The sequence below is a fragment of the Bullifex porci genome, from assembly GCF_009695635.1.
GTDB classification, from domain to species: domain Bacteria; phylum Spirochaetota; class Spirochaetia; order Sphaerochaetales; family Sphaerochaetaceae; genus Bullifex; species Bullifex porci.
This window is the reverse complement of record NZ_VUNN01000026.1, coordinates 21015-27352: the sequence shown is the minus strand read 5'-3', so window position 1 is coordinate 27352 and position 6338 is coordinate 21015. Positions and strand designations below refer to the sequence as shown.

Below are 6338 nucleotides of genomic sequence, written 5' to 3'. Positions count from 1 at the left end.
CATCTTGTGGTGCAGAATTTGTTAGTATTATAGAGCCATTTTCATCTTTGTAGCAGTAGGTATAGGTGAAATCAGTTTTCATCATTTGGGCTCCTTCTGCATATACAGGTTTTGTCGCAGAAAAATTATATAATTCTCCAGGTTTATATACTGGGAACTCTCCTGTTTCAGCAGTAAAACCATCAGCTGTATACTTTACCTTGTAGGTACCACTTTCAGTAAATGCTATCTGTCCAGTAATATTTTTCTGTACACTCACCCAATCGGAACCATTAAATTTAAATAATTCACCATTAACTGATGAAGGATTCTTGTATGATCCATTTGACAAATTAACAATAACATCGGCTATATATCTAGTTGAACCATTTTTGTATGCAATGTCATATTTGTAGTTAGAATCGGCAAAGATAGTTCCTACTTTTCCTACTGATAGCCCAGTTGCAGATGCTCCACTTGGTGTATTGTTGCTACATGAAATAAGCATAAGTACTAGAACAAGAGAAAGCATAATAATTGATAATTTATGTTTGTTCACTTTATTCCTCTCTAAAAATAATATTATGTAATATATAACGTTTTTTGCTCCATCTGGATACACAATTTTTATACCAAAGAGATTAAGTAATAATAATTTTTGAATATTTGTTGTTATCATTATCTGTGAGGGTGATTCTTTTATTATTTTACAAATAAGTAAAGATTTTTGTTGCCATAATAGGTTACTATATAAACATATTCTTGCTATGGAGGAATAAATGAAAAAACACAACATTTTGTTAGCTGTTCTTTTGATTTGTGCTACATTATTTACAACTATGTCATGTGCAACATCTCAGAAGAGTGAAATGGTTTCTAATCGTGTTCCTGGAGAACCTTTTGAATTGGTAATCCTTGGTACATCAGACATGCACGGAAATATTTGGGGTTTCTCATATGAAGACTCAAAGGAAAGCACAAATAATGGTATGTCTAGACTCTACACATTCATTAAAAATGAAAGAGAAACACATCCTGGTTTAATCCTACTTGATGCTGGTGATGATATTCAGGGTACAATCATGACTGATGACCTTGCAAATAAGAATCCAGATGAATTACATCCAGTTATCGCTGCAATGAACTTTATGGGTTATGACGCTATGACACTTGGTAACCATGAATTCAACTGGGGTATTCCTACTATGAAGAAAATCTTGTCTAAGGCAGAATTCCCTGTACTTGCTGCAAACGTAAAGAATTCAAAGGGTAAGTATGTTACAGGTGCTGGTACAACTATCATTAATCGTGATGGTGTTAAGGTTGCTGTAATTGGTGTTGTTACTCCAGATGTTCCAATTTGGGATGGTGGTAAGGAAGAGATTGAAGACTACATCTATGAAAATGCAGCATATGCAGTTAAGGATGAAATTGCAAAGCTTGATAAAGATGTAGATATTATTATTGTATCTGCACATATGGGCACATATGCAGAGTTTGATGAAGAAAATGGTTCAGACTCTGGTCTCAAGATTTTGGAAGTAAACCCAGAGGTAGATGTATTACAGGTTGCTCATAACCATAGTATTGTTAAAGAAGACTACAATGGTGTTCCTATCGTTGCTACAAGAAATAGTGGTAGAGATATTGCTAAGGTAGTTCTCACACTTGATGATGAGAATAATATTATTTCCTCAAGCTACGATGTAATTGATATGAAGGATACAGAGCCAAGTGAAGAAATTAGAGAAATTCCTGTTGTTAAGGAGCTTCATGAGAAGGCTGTAAGCTATGTATCTGGTGTTGGTGAAGATGGTGAAAAGGGTCCAGCTTTAGGAACTACAACTGCAAAGTTTCAGCCTGAAAATGAAATTAAAGGCCTTCCTGAGGGCAAGCTTAGAGATACAGCTGTAATGGACTTAATTAACATGATTCAGCTTGAAGCATCTGGTGCAGATGTATCTGCTGCAGCACTCTTTAAGGATACCTCTGATCTCCCTGAGGGTGATATTAACTATGGTAATATCTTCGATATCTATAAGTTTGATAACACACTCTACAGAGTTTCAATGACTGGTAAAGAGCTTAAGGGATATATGGAATGGGCTGCTGCTTGCTATAATCAGTGGACCGAGGGTGATATCAATATCTCCTTTGACCCAGATCATCCAGGATATCTCTATGATATGTTTGCTGGTGTAGATTACGAAATTGATCTCTCTCAGCCTGCTGGTTCAAGAATTAAGAATGTAATGTTCAATGGTAAGCCTCTTGAGGATGATCAAATTGTAAAGGTCGCAGTTAACAACTACAGATACTCCTCTGCTATTAAAGCTCAGGGTCTTGCTGCAGGAAAGAAGGAGTGGGAGTCTTCATCATCAATTAGAGATATGATCGTTGCATACTTTGCTTCTAACTCTCCAGTAGAACCAACTGTTGATAACAACTGGAAGATTGTAGGTGTTGATCTTAATCTTGATGACCCAAGAAGAGCTGAGCTCGTTGAATTAATTAATGCTGGTAAGCTTGAAACTCCTTATGCTAAGAGCTATAACCTCAAGGATTATGATGAGTTAATCAAGAAGGCTGGTAATTAATAGTTCTCTTAATTAAATAAAAGGTGCAATTTTGCACCTTTTATTTTTAAATATCAATTCCCAAAAATTGTTTAACTAAAATACCGATAATAAATGAAATTGCTGAAACAGATAAGCTAATTCCAGCCATTTCTATAAATCGTTTCTTAAATGACAGCTCCTTAGCAACAGCTACATAGTAGCTAAAGCCTGCAATAATTAAGACTACAGTTAATAGCATGATAGAAAGTGAAACCATGAACATCGAGGATGGTAAAAGTAGATATGGGAGTATCATAAGAGTAACGGTAATTACATAGGCAATTCCTGTATAAAGAGCACTCTTAAAGGGCTTTTCCTCTCCATCACTTTTTGCAGATAGATATTCACTAGAGCCCATAGAAAGGGTAGCGCTAATTCCAGTAATGAGACCTGAGAGAGCAATTAGCTTATTGTTTTGAAGAGCGAAGGTTAAGCCCGCAAGAGTACCAGAAATCTCTACTAAAGCATCAGAGAGACCTAATACCATTGAACCAACATACTTAAGTCTTTCTTCATCAAGAATCTGTAAAAGCTCTCTTTCATGTCTATCTTCATCTTCACTGATTTTCTTAGCTTCTGGAATTTCCTTTGAAATTTCATCATAAGCCTTAGTTGCACCCTTTTCGCCATTCTCCATCTTTTTTAGAGCAAAGGTGTATCCAAAAATACGAGCAAGTAAAGTCCACTTTCTAACTTGACCCATCTTAGGCTTTACAGCTTCCTTTGTGTATGATTTCCATACCTCTGCATGACATCTTTCATCTGCCGCAATTCTCAAAAGAGTTTGTTTATCCTTTTCATCCTTTACAAAGGTAGCTATACGTTCATAAACAAGCGCTTCAGTCAGTTCGTTTATCTGAAAGCCTAGAACTAATTCCTTTATTTTTTTACTTAATTGTTTTTCCATAGGAGAGCTTATAGCACCAAAATAAATAAAGTTAAAGATAGTATTTATACTATGCTCTTATGTCGTTTTATTTTTTTTAATAGTTTTTTTAGCTTTTATATCAAATAACTAGATAATAGCTTCAATTAAAAAAATTAATAAAAAATTTTTAATTTGTTTTATTCTAAAGAAATATTAAACATAAGAACTTTGTGTTTCTTGATTTTACCTCATTTTTATTACGATTTTTTTAACTTTTATTTGAATTATTAATAGAAACCAAAAAAAAGGAGGCAGCGATGGCAAAGGAAAAAGATCGCGCAGCAAAGAATTTTTTCTCTGATCCTAAGATCTTTTCAGAGTTTGTTAATCTATCTCTATTTAATGGAGAAGAAAGAATAAAAGCTGAAGACCTAAGAGAAATAGACCCTGTTAATTCTACAGTGTTTACTAAGAATAAATCCTTAGAGGTCTTAGTAGATAATCTTTATGATTCAACAGTAAAGGAGAGTGATGAAAATGTATATGCAATTATTGGTCTTGAGTCACAAGCATATAGTGATAAGCATATGGTAATAAGAGCAGGTATTGCATCACTATTAATCTATGATAATCAAATAGCTACTATTAAGGAGGGTGAGAAGCTAAAGCCAGTGTATATCAGAGTATTTAATATGCTAGATAGGAAATGGAGTAATGCAACTGATTTAAGAAAGCTATTATCAAAGGAGGCAATAAAGGTCTTTGGCTATCCTTTAGTAAATGCAGGGTATTATGTCTTAGATCCCCATGAGCTAAAGGGCGAAAAGTTAAATAAAATAAGTAAGCCATTAAAGCTAGTATTAAATATTATTAAGAATCAAGGAGATAAAAATGCGCTTTTAAGTTATATTAATAGTGAAGAGGCCTTTAAGAACCTTGATTATAGAACAGCTAAGTTATTAGAAACGATAATGAAGGTAGATATTCCAAATGATGGAGGATATAACATGTGTAAGGCAATTGAAGATATAAAGAATGATGGTAAGCTTGAGGGCAAGCGCGAGGGTCTCCGTGAGGGGCTATATGAATTAACTCGTGATGGAATAATTACAAAGGAAATAGCTGCTAATAAGCTTAATATTACTGTTGAAAAGTTTGAAAAGGATATGAAGGCTTACTTTAATAAGTAATTTACTAAGTTCAAAACTTAATTAACTACTCAATAATTTATATGGACTGCCAGTTTTTGACAGTCCATTAATTAATAAAATAATTATCTATTCGCTGCTGCTTTTATAAAGGAGTAGAAAACAGGACTTGGTCTATTTGGTCTACTCTTAAACTCTGGGTGGTATTGGACACCTAAGAAGAAGCAATTCTTTTCAATACTAACTGCCTCTACAAGAGTTTCATCAGGGGAGGTTCCTACTACAGAAAGTCCCTTTGCTTCAAGCTCTTCTCTAAATGCATTTGAGAACTCATATCTATGTCTATGGCGCTCTTGAATGAGGCTTTCTCCTTCATAAACTCTTGAAAGCAATAATCCCTCTTTAATCTTACATGGATATGCACCAAGTCTCATTGTGCCACCCTTTTTCTTTATGTTCTTTTGAGTTTCCATGAGGTCGATTACTTTGTGCTTTGATTCAGGGTCAAACTCAGAGGAGTTAGCATCCTTATATCCAAGAACGTTACGTGCATATTCGATAACAGCAATTTGCATTCCTAAGCAAATACCAAGATATGGAATATTATTCTCTCTAGCATATCTGCACGCTTCAATTTTACCTTCAATTCCTCTAGAACCAAAACCACCTGGGATTAATATACCGTCAACATCCTTAAAAAGCTCATCAACAGTGCTAGGTGTTACCTCCTCACTATCTGTCCATTTGATGTCAACCTGAACACCATTGTGCCATCCTGCATGCTTTAATGATTCTATAACAGATAAATATGCATCATGAAGTGCGATATACTTACCAACTAGTGCTATCTTGATGTGCCTATGTGAGGATGCAATCATATCAAGCATATTATTCCACTCGGTAAGGTTAATGTTATTTTCTTTTAGTCCTAGCTCTCTAAGTGCAACTCTATCTAAGCCCTGCTTTGATAGCATAATAGGAGCCTCATAGAGGACTGGTACAGTAATATTTTCTATTACACAATCCTTTTTAACATTACAAAATAGGGCGATCTTATTTAATACGCTCTCTTCTATTTTCTCATCTGAGCGGCAAACAATGATATCAGGGAAAATGCCTGAACCCATAAGCTCCTTAACAGAGTGCTGAGTTGGTTTACTCTTATGCTCCTCAGAGCCCTTAATATATGGAACTAGTGTAACATGGATAAAGAGACAATTTTCCTTTCCAACCTCATGTGAGATTTGTCTAATTGCTTCCAAAAATGGTTGAGACTCAATATCACCGGTTGTTCCACCAATCTCTGTGATAACAACATCTGCCTTTGTTTTATCAGCAAGAGCATAGATAAAGCTTTTTATCTCATTTGTTACATGAGGGATTATCTGTACTGTAGAACCTAAGTATTCACCATTTCTTTCCTTTTGAAGTACTGTCCAATAGGTTTTCCCAGATGTTAGGTTAGAATACTTATTTAGGTCTTCATCTATGAATCTCTCATAGTGCCCTAAATCTAAGTCTGTTTCAGCACCATCCTCTGTGACAAAAACCTCTCCATGCTGTAGCGGACTCATTGTACCTGGATCTACATTCATGTAAGGATCAAGCTTTTGAGCTGCAACCTTATATCCTCTACACTTTAATAGTCTTCCAAGGCTTGCTGCTGTAATGCCCTTACCAAGCCCGGAAACAACTCCACCTGTTACAAAAATATGCTTTGACATA

The 6338-nt window shown here is 35.1% G+C and carries 5 protein-coding genes; 2 read left to right on the top strand and 3 right to left on the bottom strand.

The window, feature by feature from the left end:
- Positions 1 to 538: hypothetical protein (locus FYJ80_RS10205; RefSeq protein ID WP_154426570.1), on the bottom strand; the 538-nt coding region annotated here is incomplete at its 3' end.
- A gap of 220 nt (positions 539 to 758) precedes the next feature.
- On the opposite strand from FYJ80_RS10205, the gene FYJ80_RS10200 reads away from it, so the two are divergent.
- Positions 759 to 2576: a bifunctional metallophosphatase/5'-nucleotidase gene (locus tag FYJ80_RS10200; protein WP_154426568.1), complete on the top strand. Its 1818-nt coding sequence runs from the start codon at positions 759 to 761 to the stop codon at positions 2574 to 2576.
- Positions 2577 to 2622: 46 nt separating this feature from the next.
- Here the strand turns inward: FYJ80_RS10200 and FYJ80_RS10195 are convergent, their stop codons facing one another.
- Positions 2623 to 3504 carry a VIT1/CCC1 transporter family protein gene (locus FYJ80_RS10195; protein ID WP_154426566.1) on the bottom strand — a complete coding sequence of 294 codons (882 nt, stop codon included), beginning with the start codon at positions 3502 to 3504 and terminating at the stop codon, positions 2623 to 2625.
- A 278-nt stretch (positions 3505 to 3782) separates the two neighbouring features.
- Here FYJ80_RS10195 and FYJ80_RS10190 point away from each other — a divergent pair, with 278 nt between their 5' ends.
- A complete protein-coding gene (locus FYJ80_RS10190; protein WP_154426564.1) occupies positions 3783 to 4655 on the top strand; it encodes an Rpn family recombination-promoting nuclease/putative transposase in 873 nt (290 codons plus the stop codon).
- A gap of 83 nt (positions 4656 to 4738) precedes the next feature.
- Here FYJ80_RS10190 and FYJ80_RS10185 read toward each other — a convergent pair whose 3' ends face one another.
- A complete protein-coding gene (locus FYJ80_RS10185) occupies positions 4739 to 6337 on the bottom strand; it encodes a CTP synthase (RefSeq protein ID WP_154426562.1) in 1599 nt (532 codons plus the stop codon).
- Between the last annotated feature and the right edge of the window lies 1 nt (position 6338).